This is a genomic window from Polystyrenella longa (genome assembly GCF_007750395.1).
Classification (GTDB): Bacteria; Planctomycetota; Planctomycetia; order Planctomycetales; family Planctomycetaceae; genus Polystyrenella; species Polystyrenella longa.
On sequence record NZ_CP036281.1, the window covers coordinates 4,551,957 to 4,568,224 of the forward strand.

Genomic DNA, 16,268 nt, shown 5'->3' on the forward strand with positions numbered 1-16,268 from the left:
AATTTTGATCAGGCAGTAACAGCAGCTGGATTCAACAGTGATTCCAACGCGTCTTTAGTAATGATCAACTCATGTTGGTGCAGCAGATCATAGGCATTCAGGAAATTCGTAGGCGAAACTTGCAACTGCTCTATGTTGCGCGACGATCGCCACAGATCAATATTGTATTCCGGAATAACCATCAGGACACTTTTGCTTGCCAAACCTAAAGTCTTCAGTGTATCTGCGATCAACTTAGTTTTGGGGCCGTCTACTGAAAGACTATCAACCAGGCAAACCTGATTGTCTTCAAATTTACTTCGAAGAGCCATTCTTGTCGCCAGACGAACCGCCTTTTTAGGAAGACGATATGTCCAGTCTTTAGGAGTTTTAGCGAAGGTATGGCCACCACCTTTTCGGACAGGTGTCCGGCTGGCACCAGCACGAGCTCGCCCAGTTCCTTTTTGACGGAACAGCTTCTTCGTACTACCTGCGACTTCGCCACGCCCCTTGGTTTTAACGGTACCAACACGCTTGTTGGCTTCGTACATCACCACAACATCGTGTAGCAATTGCTTATTGATTTCAGGAGACAAAGCGTCCAGATCGTAATCAAACGACCCGACTTCGTCGCCGCTCATATTTTTAATCGCTATCGAGGCCATCGGAATGCCGCCTTCAACGCCAATAATAATTTGTGTTGTTTTTTAATACAGACAGAAGCTCGTAAACTTACTTCTGATTTTTGTAACGATTCTTAGTACTGTGACGGAGAATTACTTCACCACCATTAGGGCCAGGAATAGCCCCTTTCACTAAGACAAGATTGTTTTCTTCGTCGAGCCGAACAACCTCGAGATACCGCACTGTCCGTTGGACACTGCCGTATCGCCCAGGCATTTTCGTACCCTTCATTACGCGGGAAGGGTCAGCACTTTGACCAATGGAACCACCATGACGGTGAACTCGTTTCACACCGTGAGAGGCTCGCTGACCGGAAAAATTATGCCGTTTCATAACACCCGCGAAACCGCGACCTTTACTCGTACCAATCACATCGATGAACTTGAGGTCAGCCAAGTGAGTGACAGTCAATTCTGCTCCCACTTCGAGATCACAATTCTCTCCATCAGTACGAAACTCTTTAATAAACTTTTTGGGCTCACAGCCAGCCTTGCCGAGCAACTCAACTCCAGCTTCTTCACGTGTTTTACGACGCTTACTGGAAATCGAGGCCACATGACCGCGTTCACTCCGTATCGCAAGACGGCGAGGTTTATCACCATACCCAATCTGCACCGCTTCGTAGCCATCACGCTCAAGCGTACGTACCTGAAGCACAGAACAAGGGCCAGCCTGAATGACTGTCACTGGAACCAGTACTCCACTCTCATTGTACACTTGCGTCATACCAATTTTCTGGCCGAGCAATCCAACAGGCATTATTTCGCCTTCCCACAATAAATATATACTGAAAGACTGTTAACTCTGGGCAACAGACACCGACAGTACGCGGATTCCACGTAAGTCTCGATGCAAATTCAGAGAACAAATCCCGGATTCATAATTTCTGTAGCACTTTGCGATCAAGCCGCAGGCCACAGCGATTCAGACAGCAAGACTCAGGGTTAGCTACCTGCTGAAGCTTTAATCTTGATGTCGACACCCGCTGGCAACGAAAGCTTATTCAGCGCATCGATAGTCTTGCCAGTTGGCTGAATAATATCTATCAATCGCTTGTGAGTTCGAATCTCGAACTGCTCTCGCGACTTCTTGTCAATATGCGGACTACGCAATACCGTATACCGTTCAATTCGAGTCGGAAGAGGAATTGGACCATGCACTTCAGCACCGGTCCGCTTCGCGGTATCGACAATATCAGATGCCGATTGATCCAGAACTGAGTGATCGTACGCTTCCATACGGATGCGAATTCGTTCCTGTGTCGCAGCAGCGGCCACGAATCTCTCCCAACATCTCAAAATTTAACAGTGCGGTAACCAGCAATTTATGTAAATCACTGGAAGCGGAAGATGTTATTAATCCTCTTCTGCTTTGTCAATAAAACCGACTCACTTTCAGCCAAACTTCCGAAATGCTTTCGGACCGTCTCTGGCTCCCGGTGAGGGGTCACACATACTACAGACAAGAGGGCCGCCCCTCAAGCAACGTCACTCAATATTTTTTTAAATTCGGTACCTTATCACTCGAATTCAGCCGAACCCCTATATTTCAAGGCCCTTAGGGCCGTCTGGATAGTCAACAAAATGGGATTGACAGCGATATTCTCTCTTTTGAATATTGATTTTACTTCAATCTCTTCCGCTACGACATCATATCCCTCAACACTTCCGCCGGAGCCTCGGCATACTTCAACGGCTCCATTGAGTAAGAAGCGCGCCCCTGGGAAAGACTGCGAACCTGGGTAGAATACCCAAACATTTGTGACAAGGCGGCTTCTGCCTCCATTACAGTCAGGCTCCCCTTTTGCACTGAGTTCACAATCAGCGCCCGGCGGGCATTTAAGTCTGATTGAATATTGCCCAGGAATTCATGCGGAGTAGTTACTTTCAATCTCATCATTGGCTCGAGTAGAACAGCCCCTGCTTTTCCAAGAGCTTCATACACGGCATTTCCGGCGGCGGCTTGGAGAGCAACATCCGTCGTTTCCCCTTCCCGGTAGTCCACATCGAGAATGGTCAATTTGACCCGGATCAGCGGATAACCAACCGCCCCTCCTGCCTGGGTCACATCTTTGATCGATTGCTTTAGTAGCTCGGCCATTTTGGGAGGAAGCGCGTCGGGCTTCAGCTTACTCTCCACCTTAACGGCATCTTCCTCGCTCGGTTCGACTCGCAACTTAACCTGGGCATACTGCGTCACACTGTTTGCGGTACGACTGAACTCTCCCGAGACTTCCTGTGCCTTTTTAATAGTTTCACGATAACTGACCCGAGGCTTATGAACTTTAATCTTGAGATTGAAGTCATGCTCCATTCTGTTCTTCAGAATCTCCAGGTGCAGCTCCCCCATACCACTGATAATTGTTTGCCCAGTCTCTTCGCTCACCTTTGCCTTAAAGGTTGGATCCTGGCGAGAAAGCTTATCAAGAACCTCCTCCAATTTCTTACGTTCGGCACTCGAGTCCGGCTCGACCGCCATGGAGATAACCGTCTCTGGAAAGACGATGTTCTCCAGTGCAATCGGATGCTTGCTATCACATAACGTGTCGCCTGTTGCGACATCCTTCAAGCCAATCACACCGATAATATCACCAGCATAGACCTCATCAGTCTCAATCTTTTCACGGGAGTCGGCCTGAACTCGACGCAACTGCGACACCAATTCTTTTTTTCCAGTACGAGGATTCAATACCCGACTCCCCGACTTCAATGTACCGGAGTAGACGCGAATGAAATGAAACTCACCATGCTGGTCAGTGACAACTTTAAAGACCAGCCCGCAGAATTGCTCTTCAGGATTGCAGTCGCGTTTCAGTTTGCCCTGCTTCTTACCTGAAGGATCGTCCCCCTCCACTGGTGGCATATCCAACGGGCTGGGCAGGTAATCAGAAACCGCATCCAGAATCGGCTGCACACCAATAAAGTCGAGCGATGAACCACAGAAGAGGGGCTGCACTTCACCTCGCAGCGTCGCCGCACGAAGTGTCTTCTGGAATAGATCGTAGGGTACATCTTCCGTTTCCAGGTAGACTTCCAATAGAGACTCATCCAGCTGCGCCACTTCTTCAATCAGTCTTGAACGCCACTCTTCCGCCAGGCCCTGAAACTCTTCCGGGATCTCCTCTTCACGCATGTCCGCCCCTTTACTCTCCGGATCGAAGTACAGGGCCTTCATTTTATAGAGATCAATAATCCCCGTGAGATACCCCGGTGCAGGAGCGGAACCTGCTCCCATTGGCACCTGCATGGCGATGGGGTGCGCCTCTAATCGCGATTTAATCTCATCGAATGTTTGCTCAAAGTCAGCGCCAATTCGGTCCATCTTATTTATGAAGCAGACGCGTGGAACCTTGTAATGATTTGCTTGCCGCCAAACAGTCTCGCTCTGCGCTTCCACACCTTCCACAGCACTGAAGACAACGATGGCACCATCAAGCACGCGTAAACTGCGCTCGACTTCCGCCGTAAAGTCGACGTGCCCAGGCGTATCGATCAGATTGATGGTTTTATCCCGCCAGTGACAAGTAATCGCAGCGGAATAAATCGTAATTCCCCGCTTCGCCTCCTCTTCATCAAAGTCAGTGGTCGTCGTGCCATCATCAACACTTCCCATGCGATGAGACGCGCCCGAATAATACAGCACCCGTTCTGTCGTTGTTGTTTTCCCCGCGTCAATATGCGCGATGATTCCAATGTTACGTATATTTTCGAGTTCCGTATCCATCGTCTTAATATCCAGTTTCTGACTCGTCCGGGTTTTATGTTCGTTTCAATTTCAGTTTCAACTTCAGCAGAACCGCTCAACTGCAGCGAAATATCGCTGCGACGTGGCGAACAGAACAGGTGACATTCTTTTTCCAGAACCTGCAACACCCACCTGCTGGCAAAATTATACCGTTCTCAATAATTACAAAAAAACGCAGGACGCGGCTACAACCGACATCCTGCGTTTTAATTTTATGTGATTGTCACTTTCAACAGCGAGGCCACCTTTGACATGGCATTTACCTGTTGAGGCCTTACCAGGCGAAGTGAGCAAAAGCTTTGTTGGCTTCTGCCATACGGTGAATGTTTTCACGAGTCGTGATCGCAGTACCTTCACGACGGAAAGCCGCCATCAACTCATCCGCCAGGCTCACTGCGGTGGGACGACCTTTACGATCGCGAACTGCTTTGAGAATCCAGCGAATCGCCAGAGTCTGCTGACGTTTAGGATTCACAGGAGTCGGAACCTGGTAGTTGGCACCACCAACTCGCTTGGAACGAACTTCCATATGGGGTTTGACGTTTTCAACTGCTCGCGTGAAGACATCCAGAAGATCCTCTTCGGGCAGTTTTTCCTCGATGATGTCCATGGCGTCATAAAAGACACCTGAGGCGACTGTTTTCTTGCCGTCCAACATCAGGCAGTTTACAAATTTGGAAACCAGTTTGGATTCAAACCGGGGATCTGGTTTCAGCTGTGTTGCGCTGGCCGTAAATCGCTTCGCCATTGACTTTAAAACCTCTGACTTGGGCAGTGTCTTGTTCTTACAACAACTTCAAGACTGCTTACATGCTTATTGAAATATCAGTTTGATCGAATCGCCGGTGTCGACTGACCCGGCACAATAAACCTCGCGGTAACCTACTTAGCCCGCTTGGCACCGTAACGGCTTCGAGCCTGTTTACGATCGCTAACACCCAGGGTATCGAGAACACCACGGACGACTTTATAGCGAACACCCGGCAAGTCGCGAACACGACCACCACGCACCAGCACAATGGAGTGCTCCTGCAGGTTGTGGCCTTCACCCGGAATATAGGCGGTGACCTCTTTACCGTTAGAAAGTCGCACACGAGCCACTTTACGAAGAGCCGAGTTCGGTTTTTTCGGAGTGACGGTTTTCACCACGAGACAAACACCTCGTTTTTGAGGACACCCTTCCATAACCGGTGTTTTGCTCTTAGCTGTTTGTTTTTTACGTGGTTTGCGAACCAGCTGATTAATAGTAGGCATTGTGTTGTTGTCTTGACAAAATGTCGATTTAAAAATTTTTGTACGAATATCACCCGGTTAACAGGAAGGTAAACCCTCCTCTGCCGGTAGAACAGACATCGCATCGCCATTCAAAGCGACACAACCTGTTTTAAAACAACCACTTAAGTCGGATACTAGGCTTCCAAACTCATGCGATGGGACCACTTTGCAGTGGATACCCGAATTTAGAGTCGCCCAATTTACCGGTTGACATGGTTACCGTCAAGGAACCTGAAATCAACTTCCTCAGGCGAGGACTCATTTTCCAGCGACTTGGCTGGCTCGTTTAACAAATTCCGCCCCCTGCTCTCCAATTTGAAGAAGAACAGGGACGGATTCTTTGACTATTCAGCCCAGACCTTCATTTTACTCAAAGGACCGCGGAGCGGGTGGTTCCGGGCTCTGTTCATTGAGATAGTCCATACGGGCTGCCAACATTCGCTCTTTTTCAGCCTGCAGCTCTTCTAGAGCCTCGGGCCGAATTCGAACTTCGGCGTCCTGGTGAGTTCGAAAACCGGTACCAGCCGGAATCAGGTGACCCAGAATGACGTTCTCTTTCAGACCCACCAAGGTGTCCTCTTTGCCGGCCAGAGCCGCCTCGGTAAGAACCTTGGTTGTTTCCTGGAAACTGGCTGCCGAGATAAAGCTTTCGCTCTGAACAGCCGCTTTGGTAATTCCAAGCAACTGAGTACTGGCGGTCGCTGGACGAGGTTTGACACCAGTGGATGGTGACTGCCCTGCAGCTTCCAAGTGAGCGTTGACTTCTTCCAGAACAGCGATCGGAACAACGTCGCCTTCGATGAACTCAGATTCTCCCGCATCCGAAATCCGGACGCTCTTTTTGAGTTCTTCGTTCAATTTTCGGAATTCGAATTTGTCGACCAGAATACCCGGAAGGGAATTCGTGTCGCCGACATTTTCGATTTTCAATTTACGAAGCATCTGGGAAACAACGATTTCGATGTGCTTATCGTCGATCTCCACTCGCTGCGAACGGTACACGTTCTGAATTTCGTGCAGCAGGTATTGCTGTACGGCTTCAGTACCACTGACTCGCAGAATGTCGTGAGGAACCAGCGGACCACGCACCAGCGCGTCTCCAGCAACCACACGCTCTCCCGCGTGAACCAGGAGCTGCTTACCGTGTGGAATGATGTGCTCCACTTCACTTGCGTCATCAGCTCGAACGATAACGACTCGTTTACCACGTTTACGTTCTGGTACGAATTCAACTTCACCGTCGATCTCGGCGATGACCGCCGGGTCTTTCGGTTTACGTGCTTCGAACAGTTCCGTCACACGAGGCAGACCCCCGGTGATGTCCTGCGTACCACCCGATTCACGGGGGTTCTTAGCCAGTACCGTACCAGCGGCAACCATGGAGCCTTCGTCCACTTCGATGTTTGCCCCTTCAGGCAAGTAATAGAAGTCGAGAATTTTCCCGGTTCCATCTTCCAGAATGATCTGAGGATGGAGATCGGTTTTGTGCTCGATGATGGTACGACGAACGTGCCCGGATTGGTCTTTTTCAGACCGATAGGAACGACCATCGATACAGTCTTCGAATCGAACTTTACCACCGACTTCGGCGAGAATCGGCACGGAGTGAGGGTCCCATTGACAGAGAACCTGACCGGCTTCGATTTCATCGTTTTCGTTCACCATCAGGGTTGCCCCGTTCGGGATGGTGTATTTCTCCAGCTCACGTTCTTTGTTGTCGACGACGATGACTTCCCCGTTTCGGGTCAACACGACGTTTTTGCCTTCACTGTTCATTACGCTACGAATTCGAGCGTATTTAACACGACCGGCACGTTTCGCCTGAATCTCACTCTCTTCAACATCGCGGTGAGCCGTACCACCAATGTGGAACGTACGCATCGTCAATTGAGTTCCCGGTTCACCGATCGACTGAGCGGCAACAATACCGACAGCAAGACCTTCTTCGACGCGGTCGCCGGTAGACAGGTCCATACCGTAGCAAAGCTGACAGAGCCCCAGTTCGGATTCGCATGTCATCGGGCTGCGGACCTGGATTTTTTCCAGTCCCATCGCCTGAATTTTGCGAGCCATTTCAACGGTGATCATCTCGCCTTCCCGTACGATCACTTCGTCGGTGATCGGGTTCACGATATTCGTTCGTGAAACACGACCACGAACTGCGTCCGCGAGGGAGACTTCGACTTTTTCACCGCGATAAACAACCCCACGGGTAATTCCCTGAGTCGTCCCGCAATCGTTCTGAGTAATAACCATGTTCTGACAAACGTCAGCCAGTTTACGGGTCAAGTAACCGCTGTCCGCCGTTTTCAGGGCGGTGTCGGCCAGACCTTTACGGGCACCGTGAGTCGAACTGAAGTATTCGAGAACGGTCAAACCTTCACAGAAGTTCGCTTTAATGGGGGTTTCGATGATCTCACCATTCGGCTTCGACATCAAACCACGCATACCGGCGAGCTGCCGCATTTGTTCCACACCACCACGAGCACCAGACTGAGCCATGAGGAAGATCGGGTTAACATACGCCCCCTCATCACGGTAGTCGTTTTCAAGCTCGACCATCATGTGCTTGGTGATCTCTTCGCGAGCACCCATCCACGTATCAAGTACTTTGTTGTACCGTTCCTGGTTAGTGATGATCCCGCGCTGATACAACTTCAACTGATCCAAAACAACTTTTTCGGACTTGTTGATGATGTCTTCTTTTTCGGGCGGTATTTTAAGGTCGCTCGTCGCGAAGGACATCCCGCTGGCAGTCGCCTCGCGGAAGCCGGTCTCTTTCATTTTGTCCAACAGAGTAATCGTCGCTTCTTTACCCAACTCGAGGTAACAATCGGCGATCACGTTCGACAAGTCGCGACTTTTCATTGTCTGGTTGTAGAAGGCCATCTTCGACGGCAGGAAATCATTGAACATGACACGACCCACGGTCGTTTCAACTAAGCCACCTGCCTGAAACTCGTCCGATCCCTCACCCTTCACACGCTTGTCGTGAGGGAGGCGTACTTTGATTTCCGTGTGACGAACAACTTTGCCCTGAAGAAAGGCCAGATGCACTTCGTCAGTTGAGGCAAAGATCATTCCATGACCAAGGCGATCCGCTTTACTCACGGTCATGTAGTAACAGCCCATGACGATGTCTTGGGACGCACTAATAATCGGAGCACCGTTCGCCGGCGAGAAAATATTGTTCGTCGACAGAATCAAAGTGGTCGCTTCAACCTGAGCCTCAATGGAGAGGGGCAAGTGAACGGCCATCTGGTCACCGTCAAAGTCGGCATTGAAACCTTTGCAAACCAGCGGGTGAACACGAATCGCGTTCCCTTCCACCAGAACCGGCTCAAACGCCTGAATACCCATACGGTGCAAAGTAGGAGCACGATTCAATAGAACAGGATGGTTCGTGATGACTTCGTCCAGAATGTCCCAGACATCTTCGTCACGTCGTTCGAGCATTCGCTTCGCGCTCTTAATCGTATCGGCGTGACCGAGTTCTTTAAGCCGACGAATAATGAAAGGCTGGAACAACTCGAGTGCGATCTTCTTGGGAAGACCACATTGATTCAACGAAAGTTCCGGCCCCACCACGATGACCGAACGAGCCGAGTAGTCAACACGTTTACCCAGCAAGTTCTCACGGAACCGGCCCTGCTTTCCTTTGATCATGTCGGTCAGCGATTTCAGCGGACGATTCGAGGAACCGAGCACTGGTCGCTTACAGCGGTTGTTGTCGAACAAAGCGTCGACAGACTGCTGCAACATTCGTTTTTCGTTACGAATGATGACCTCAGGAGCATTCAAGTCGACGAGTTTTTTCAAACGGTTATTCCGGTTGATAATACGCCGATATAAATCGTTCAGGTCGCTCGTTGCGAAGTTGCCGGAATCCAGCAGTACCAACGGGCGAAGGTCCGGAGGAATTACAGGAACAACGTCGAGGACCATCCACTCCGGTTTGTTATCACTGTCGCGTAAGGCTTCAATGATTTTCAAACGCTTGATGTAGTCTTTACGCTTCTGTTGGCTGTTCGTCGTTTTGAGATCGGCACGAATCTGGTCAGAAAGTTCAACCAGGTTAAGAGCCTGCAGCAACTTTTTAACCGCTTCAGCACCCATCTCCACTTCGAAGGCACCTTCGCCGTAATTTTCTTCCGCCTGACGAACTTCGTCCTCAGTCATTACCTGCGCAAACTCGAGTGGTGTTTCCCCCGGGTTTGTAACGGCGTAATCCTGGAAGTAGACGACTTTTTCAAGCGAAGTCGTTTTCATGTTGAGCAAAGCGCCCAAGCGACTCGGCATCGATTTGAAGAACCAGATATGAACAACCGGGGCGGCCAGTTCAATGTGACCCATCCGCTTACGGCGGACACGGCTGTGGGTGACTTTCACTCCACAACGGTCACAAATCATACCTTTGTATTTCATGCCACGATATTTACCGCAGGCACATTCCCAGTCCTTTTCTGGTCCGAAAATTCGTTCGCAAAATAGACCATCGCGCTCAGGACGGTAGGTACGGTAGTTGATCGTCTCGGGCTTTTTAATTTCCCCAAAAGACCAACTGCGGATGTCATGAGGACTGGCCAAGCTGATCTTGATGGCACCGTAGTCATTAACTCGATCGTAGGATGTTTCGGCACTACTCACGTGACGCTCCTTGTTTATTTGACGGGTAGTTATGAGTGATATAAGTCATGTAGAAAAATGAAGATGCTTAACCGGTTTGATCCCTATCCAGGATTTTTTTCCAGCTGCAGGTTCAAACAGAGCCCACGAATTTCATGATTCAAGACGTCGAAGCTAGCTGGAGTTCCTGCCTCCAGCGTGTTCTCGCCTTTCACCATCGATTCGTAAATCTTCGTTCTTCCCTCGACATCATCACTCTTGACAGTCAGCAGCTCCTGGAGAATGTAGGCAGCCCCGTAGGCTTCGAGAGCCCAGACTTCCATCTCTCCAAATCGCTGACCACCAAATCGAGCTTTACCACCCAGCGGCTGCTGAGTGATTAAGGAGTAAGGTCCAGTCGCACGTGCGTGAACCTTATCATCCACCAAGTGGTGCAGTTTGAGCATATAAATCTGCCCCACAGTGACACGCTGCTCCATCTGCTCTCCGGTACGACCATCAAACAGAACAGACTTTCCATCTTCCGGCAGGCCGGCGTCGCGAAGAGCCGCTCGAATCGTGTCTTCATCGGCACCATCAAAGACAGGACAGATTGCACGGAATCCAGTTTTGGCGGCGGCATAACCCAAGTGAGTCTCCAGAATCTGTCCCACGTTCATACGACTCGGCACGCCGAGCGGGTTCAGAATAATGTCGACCGGAGTACCGTCTTCGAGGAAGGGCATGTCTTCGATCGGCAGCACTTTGGAGATCACCCCTTTGTTACCGTGGCGACCAGCCATTTTGTCCCCAACCGAAATCTGTCGGCGTGAAGCAACATAGACTTTCACCATCTGCAGCACACCGTTAGGTAGCTCATCGCCCCGTTTCATGCTGTTGAGTTTCTGGTCGCGACGTTCAAGAGAACTTTCCACCTCGCTCCAGTTTTCTTTGATCATCTTGCGGCATTCCGCAATTTTCTGCGGACTGCGAATATCAAGCTGTTCAAAGTAGTTAACGAATTTCTCCGCGAAGGTGGCAACCGCTTTCGGATCTTCGATCGTACGAATTTCTTGACCGTCGTCATCGGTTAAATGGCGACCCAGAACTTTTTCAAATTCTTTGAGGAACTCAATGAAAGTTTCAGCGACGTCGCTGTTTCCTTTTTGTTCCGCCTCTTTGAGTTCTGCTTCGTATTTTTTGCGTTCAAGTTCAGACAGGCTCATCCGACGAGCAAATCGTTCGGTGTGAATCACGATCCCGTCTACACCACTGGGAATTTCCAGTGATTCGTTTTTGACGTCTTCACCTGCTCGACCAAAGATCGCGTGCAGCAGTTTTTCTTCCGGAGTCAGTTCTGACTTCGCTTTAGGCGATACTTTACCGACGAGAATATCGCCAGGACTGACACGGGTACCAATTTGAACGATACCGTCATCATCAAGATGACGAAGTGCTTTGTCGCTAACGTTGGGAATGTCGCGTGTGAACTCTTCCCGACCGAGTTTGGTTTCACGAATTTCTACATCAAATTCATCAATATGAATTGAAGTGTAAACGTCTTCTTTCACCAATCGTTCGGACAAAATGATCGCGTCTTCAAAGTTGTAACCTTCCCACGACATGAAGGCGACCAGGACGTTACGACCAAGAGCCAGAGTCCCATTCTGAGTCGCCGCACTGTCACAAAGGATTTCTCCTTTTTTGACCTTTTGTCCGAGCTTCACGATTGGAGTCTGGTTCAGACAGGTTCGTTCATTCAATCCTGTGAATTTACGCAAGGTATAGAGCCGGTTATCTACTCGAATCTGAGTAGCGTCGACATAGGTTACTTTACCTGCTTTTTCAGCTCGAATGACCATGCCGCTGTTCTGCGCAACGGCTTCTTCCATCCCAGTTCCGACCAGGGGAGCTTCCGCTACCAGCAGGGGAACCGCCTGACGTTGCATGTTCGAACCCATCAAGGCCCGGTTCGCATCGTCGTGCTCAAGGAAGGGAATCAAACCAGCCGAAACACCAACCATCTGGGCAGGAGCCAAGTCAATGTACTGCACATCAACTACCGGTACGAGCGACACATCGTTGTTAAATCGGGCCAGGGCTCGCACACCCTGAATCATGCCGCTTTCGACGGGAGTATCTGCCGGAACCACACGAACCTGAGACTCTTCGTCAGCACGCAACCACTCGATTTCATCAGTAATTTTTGAATCAATGACTTTACGATATGGCGTGATCAAAAACCCGTAGTCATCCACCTTGGACATTACTGCCAAACTGGAGATCAAACCGATGTTCGTACCCTCAGGAGTTTCAATCGGACAGATTCGACCATAGTGAGAAATATGAACGTCGCGAACTTCGAAACCTGCACGTTTACGGTTTAAACCGCCAGGTCCAAGGGCACTCAAACGGCGTTCGTGGGTCAACATCGACAGAGGGTTCGTCTGGTCGACGACCTGCGAAAGTTCACTTCGGCCGAAGAAGTAATCGATGGCGGCCGAAACTGATTTCGGATTCACGAGTGTCCGGGGAGACATTTCTTCGACGTCTTTCAGGCTCATGCGTTCCTGAACAGTTCGCCGAAGTTTCAGAAAACCTTTTCGGATTTCATCGACACCCAATTCATCGATCGTTCGCAACCGGCGATTACCAAGGTTGTCAATGTCATCGATCCAGGCTTCCGGAGAACCAATGCGAAGGTTTACAATGTACCGTAATGCATTCGTAAAGTCCTCAGGACGTAATGTCATTTCCGTATCCGGAATGTCCTGATTGAATTTACGATTGATGCGGAAGCGACCAACGCGACCAAGACGATAACGATTCAGGTCATAGAACTTTTCGCGGAATAGATCCGTCGCTTTTTCCAGCTGTGGAGGAGTCCCTGGACGTAATCGTTGATAGATTTTGAGTAAAGCTTCTTCGTGAGAAGCCGTTACGTCTTCTTTAATACTGTTCAGAATCAGTTCGTCTTTGGCGTCTTCAATAATTTCAATTGAAGACAGACCAGACTGATCAATTTCTTCGATCATTGTTGCAGTAATTTTTGAACCACAGTCGACAATGATCTCGCCACATTTTTCATGGCCATTCGGGTAGACGACGTCCTGAGCAGCGAATTTATTAAGTGCTTTTTCTTCGCAGCTTTTTGTCTTGGGAATTTTGACTTCAGTTGTCTCGTAAAAGAGTTTAACCAAGTCAGCATCCGACGAGTTATCAGGCGTCATGGCTCGCAGCAAAGTCATTGCCGAGAACTTACCGCTCTGGTCGATTCGGACCTGAGCAGCTTCTTTCTTGGAGATCAGGACTTCGATCCAGCTACCACGCTCGGGAATTACTCGGCAACTGTAATTTTTTTTGTGTTCGCCAGGTTCGGAACTCATGACGAAGTCCACACCAGGAGACCGGTGCAACTGACTAACGATGACGCGTTCAGCACCGTTAATGATAAATTCACCACCACCTAACATGATGGGAAAATCGCCGAGGTAAACTTCTTCCTCGATTGGCTGCTCTTTAACGAGCCGTAACCAGACTCGGAAGGGACGCCCGTAAGTCAGGCGGAGCTGCCGGCATTCATCGGGTGAATAACGAGGTTTACCCAGTTCATACCGAACGTATTCCATTCGGTACTGTTTGTCGTAACTTTCAATCGGAAAGATTTCCTGAAGGACCTCTTCCAAGCCTTCAGGTTTTCGCTCACCAGGAGTCTTATCGTATTGCAGAAAACGATCGTACGACTCTGTTTGAATTTTAGTAAGATCAGAAAGTTCATAATCACATTCCAGCTGTCCGAAATTACGAACTTCTTGCGTGGGGATGATTCTAACCGCTGGGTTCGGCATTCGTTCACTCTCTCTTATTTAAGCATCGCAACTGTTCTCAGCGGAGAACGCGAAAACTAGAGGCGATATTGGGATGCTGCTAAAAATTGAAGACGACAACCAGCCATGCACAACTGATCGCAAAGTTCTGCGAACATTTACACGACAGGAATAAATTGACAACTGACTTAAACATATTCACTATTCTGGAATCTCGTTTAAAGTCAGATCAAAAACGTCTCAAGCAACTGTTTCGCTAGATACAAAGCAATGATGGCCTGACAGCTTGCTTTGATCAGCCTCTGTTGAATGAGTTGTTATGTACGAATCTAAATCAAATCACCAATCGAAAACCGAGTGGCTTGAGAGAGAATCAGATTCGAGTCAGGACAGAGTGATAATTAATCGGGACTTTGGCAGTGAGTTACATGCGTTTATTTTTCAGCCCTGGTCGAACGCTTCAGATACCATTGGAGAATTGGAATCAAAGCAGACACCTACAACTAAATAACGCTCTCGTAAAAGTCTGATAAAAGTCGATGGATCTATACGCGGACTTTAAAAGCAAAACCGATAAGTCGTGCAACCAGGCGTGAATTGGAAATCAACAAAATTCCAGGAACACCACCTCCAAACTGAGGTTTCCAATATGCGAAACTTGGTTTAGGCTCTTGCACGCGAAACTAGAGAATTACAACGCAAGATAAAATCTAAACGAATATCCAAATCGCACACCATGAACGGCGCGCAAAAACAGTTACTTAGCCAATCATCGATTTTTAGAAACCAATGTTTTTGCCCAAGTAATCTGTGGAAATTTAGATTGAGTTTGACAGGGTTGACGAGTGACTCCGGACAGCACGTCTGTCCCTTTCTTACACGCAAATACAGTGTATTCGCCTTAGAAGATTTCACAATCGCGCAATAATACCTAGTCCAGTCTACACTTAGTGAAGTGCTGCTGGCAAGTAGGAACGGCCGATGCCGACGACAGGTCGAGAATTTTCTTTTCAACCTGCCATCGACGATCTGTACAGAAACAACCTATTTAAGTTCAGCTGTACCGCCTGCCGCTTCAACTTCTTTGACCAGTTTTTCGCCATCTTCTTTAGAAACTGCTTCTTTAAGCGGCTTCGGTGCACTTTCGACGAGGTCTTTGGCTTCTTTGAGGCCAAGACCAGTCGTAGAGCGAACGATTTTGATGACGTTGATTTTGGAATCGCCGAATCCAGTCAGGATAACGTCGAATTCGTCTTTTTCAGCAGCAGCTTCGCCGCCACCGTCTCCGCCACCTGGAGCAGCCATCATGACTCCACCACCAGCAGCAGGTTTGATACCGTGTTCGTTTTCAAGATAATCTGACAAGCTTTTCGCTTGCAGCAAAGTCAAACCAACGATCTGATCGCCCAGAGATTTGATCGAGTCGTCGTATTCAACAGTTGTTTCTTCGGCCGTAGACATTCTAAATTTCCTTTCGCAAAACCTGGCAAGACTGCTTGCCTCAATTGTTTTTTATGTATTGCTGTAAAAGTGTTGATGTAATCAGGTCGGACATAAACGGAATGCTTATCCGACCGTAGCAACAAGAGGAACTTATTCCTCTTCTTCTGATTTCGATTTGATCTGGCTGCCAAGGGCAGAACCTGGTCCCAGCAAAGCGGCGGATATTTGAGCACCCGGACTAAGAAGAAGACCCGAGATAGTCGAAAGAATTTCCTCACGACTTGGACTCTTACTCAAGGCTTCGACACCGGCAGTATCAAGGGTTTCCCCCTCAACTGTTCCACCGAGAATGTCGAGTTCCTTTAACTCTTTACCCCATTTCGCGATCTCTTTTGACAGGGCAACGATATCTTCGCCACCCCAGATCAATGTTGAGGAACCATTCAATACTTCACCAAGTCCTGTAATCCCTTTTCTTTCCAGGGCTACTCGGGCCAGTGAGTTTTTGACGGACAGGGCTTCAATATCCTTACCCTGCAGCGCCAAGCGCCATTTATTCGTTGTGATCGCATCCAATCGGGACACGTCCACGACGAGCATATCGCTGTGACCATCGATGCGACCTTGAATCTCATCGATAATCATGCCTTTGACACGTTTACTCATTGTTCGATACTCGCAATTTAACTGTCTGGATTCTTGATAGGTAAC

General features: G+C 49.0%; 10 protein-coding genes. All 10 read right to left on the reverse strand.

Annotation, left to right across the window (positions count from 1 at the left end; translation table 11 throughout):
- Nucleotides 1-8: 8 nt before the first annotated feature.
- The 10 genes from rplD to rplJ all read right to left on the reverse strand — a co-directional run bounded on the left by rplD (nucleotide 9) and on the right by rplJ (nucleotide 16,223).
- On the reverse strand, nucleotides 9-644 hold the full coding sequence (rplD, locus tag Pla110_RS16860) for a 50S ribosomal protein L4 (RefSeq protein WP_144997355.1): 636 nt from the start codon (nucleotides 642-644) through the stop codon (nucleotides 9-11).
- A 67-nt stretch (nucleotides 645-711) separates the two neighbouring features.
- On the reverse strand, nucleotides 712-1,422 hold the full coding sequence (gene rplC, locus Pla110_RS16865; protein WP_144997357.1) for a 50S ribosomal protein L3: 711 nt from the start codon (nucleotides 1,420-1,422) through the stop codon (nucleotides 712-714).
- Nucleotides 1,423-1,607: 185 nt separating this feature from the next.
- The gene (gene rpsJ, locus Pla110_RS16870) at nucleotides 1,608-1,940 is read right to left on the reverse strand and encodes a 30S ribosomal protein S10 (protein ID WP_261342280.1); all 333 of its coding nucleotides are present in this window, start codon (nucleotides 1,938-1,940) and stop codon (nucleotides 1,608-1,610) included.
- A gap of 364 nt (nucleotides 1,941-2,304) precedes the next feature.
- Complete coding sequence (fusA, locus tag Pla110_RS16875) at nucleotides 2,305-4,386, reverse strand: elongation factor G (RefSeq protein ID WP_144997359.1); 2,082 nt, start codon at nucleotides 4,384-4,386, stop codon at nucleotides 2,305-2,307.
- 295 nt (nucleotides 4,387-4,681) lie between these two features.
- A complete protein-coding gene (gene rpsG, locus Pla110_RS16880) occupies nucleotides 4,682-5,155 on the reverse strand; it encodes a 30S ribosomal protein S7 (RefSeq protein WP_144997361.1) in 474 nt (157 codons plus the stop codon).
- A 134-nt stretch (nucleotides 5,156-5,289) separates the two neighbouring features.
- Nucleotides 5,290-5,661, reverse strand: coding sequence for a 30S ribosomal protein S12 (gene rpsL / locus Pla110_RS16885; RefSeq protein WP_144997363.1), 372 nt, complete (start codon nucleotides 5,659-5,661; stop codon nucleotides 5,290-5,292).
- 387 nt (nucleotides 5,662-6,048) lie between these two features.
- Nucleotides 6,049-10,329: a DNA-directed RNA polymerase subunit beta' gene (gene rpoC / locus Pla110_RS16890; RefSeq protein ID WP_144997365.1), complete on the reverse strand. Its 4,281-nt coding sequence runs from the start codon at nucleotides 10,327-10,329 to the stop codon at nucleotides 6,049-6,051.
- Between the two features lie 83 nt (nucleotides 10,330-10,412).
- Entirely contained in the window at nucleotides 10,413-14,135 is a 3,723-nt protein-coding gene (rpoB, locus tag Pla110_RS16895; RefSeq protein WP_144997367.1) for a DNA-directed RNA polymerase subunit beta, read from the reverse strand.
- Between the two features lie 1,023 nt (nucleotides 14,136-15,158).
- Nucleotides 15,159-15,575, reverse strand: coding sequence for a 50S ribosomal protein L7/L12 (gene rplL / locus Pla110_RS16900; protein WP_144997369.1), 417 nt, complete (start codon nucleotides 15,573-15,575; stop codon nucleotides 15,159-15,161).
- Between the two features lie 132 nt (nucleotides 15,576-15,707).
- Complete coding sequence (gene rplJ / locus Pla110_RS16905) at nucleotides 15,708-16,223, reverse strand: 50S ribosomal protein L10 (protein WP_144997371.1); 516 nt, start codon at nucleotides 16,221-16,223, stop codon at nucleotides 15,708-15,710.
- Between the last annotated feature and the right edge of the window lie 45 nt (nucleotides 16,224-16,268).

Excerpts from the sequence above, each read along its gene's own strand:
- rpoB (WP_144997367.1), bottom strand. The coding sequence starts at position 14,135 with ATGCCGAACCCAGCGGTTAGAATCATCCCCACGCAAGAAGTTCGTAAT.
- rplL (WP_144997369.1), bottom strand. The coding sequence starts at position 15,575 with ATGTCTACGGCCGAAGAAACAACTGTTGAATACGACGACTCGATCAAA.
- rpsL (WP_144997363.1), bottom strand. The coding sequence starts at position 5,661 with ATGCCTACTATTAATCAGCTGGTTCGCAAACCACGTAAAAAACAAACA.
- fusA (WP_144997359.1), bottom strand. The coding sequence starts at position 4,386 with ATGGATACGGAACTCGAAAATATACGTAACATTGGAATCATCGCGCAT.
- rplJ (WP_144997371.1), bottom strand. The coding sequence starts at position 16,223 with ATGAGTAAACGTGTCAAAGGCATGATTATCGATGAGATTCAAGGTCGC.
- rpsG (WP_144997361.1), bottom strand. The coding sequence starts at position 5,155 with ATGGCGAAGCGATTTACGGCCAGCGCAACACAGCTGAAACCAGATCCC.
- rplC (WP_144997357.1), bottom strand. The coding sequence starts at position 1,422 with ATGCCTGTTGGATTGCTCGGCCAGAAAATTGGTATGACGCAAGTGTAC.
- rplD (WP_144997355.1), bottom strand. The coding sequence starts at position 644 with ATGGCCTCGATAGCGATTAAAAATATGAGCGGCGACGAAGTCGGGTCG.